General features: G+C 72.0%; 1 protein-coding gene. It reads left to right on the top strand.

Going from position 1 to position 461, the window contains the following annotated elements; translation table 11 throughout:
* Positions 1-461, top strand: a 461-nt coding sequence (locus tag HA630_RS00840; RefSeq protein WP_166832073.1) for a molybdopterin-dependent oxidoreductase, incomplete at both ends; no start/stop codon positions are given.

The raw sequence follows: 461 nt of genomic DNA, 5'->3' as shown, positions 1-461 counted from the left end.
CAGCGCCGCCACCTGCGACTGGGCCGACCTGCTGCTGCCCGCCACCACCTGGGGCGAGAAGGAAGGCACCGTCACCAACAGCGAGCGGCGCATCAGCCGGGTCCGCACGGCCGTGTCAGCCCCCTCCGTCAACGAAGACGGCCCGCGCCACGACTGGCAAATCGCCGTGGACCTGGCCCGACGGCTGGAGCAACGCCTGCCCCTGCGCGCAGCCTCCACGCTGTTTCCCTACGAAACGCCGGAACAGGTCTGGAACGAACACCGCGACAGCACACGGGGCCGCGACCTGGACATCACCGGCCTGAGCTACGCCCAGCTGGACGCGGCCCCGCAGCAGTGGCCGCTGCCCGAAGACCAGACGCAGGGCGCCGAACGCCTGTACACCGACGGCGTCTACCCCACCGCCGATGGCCGCGCCCGCTTTGCCGCCCTGCCCTACACGCCCCTGGCCGAAGAGCGCG

Source organism: Aquabacterium sp. A08, from assembly GCF_011742065.1.
The sequence above is the reverse complement of the archived record's forward strand: the minus strand, read 5'-3'. Positions and strand labels throughout refer to the sequence as shown.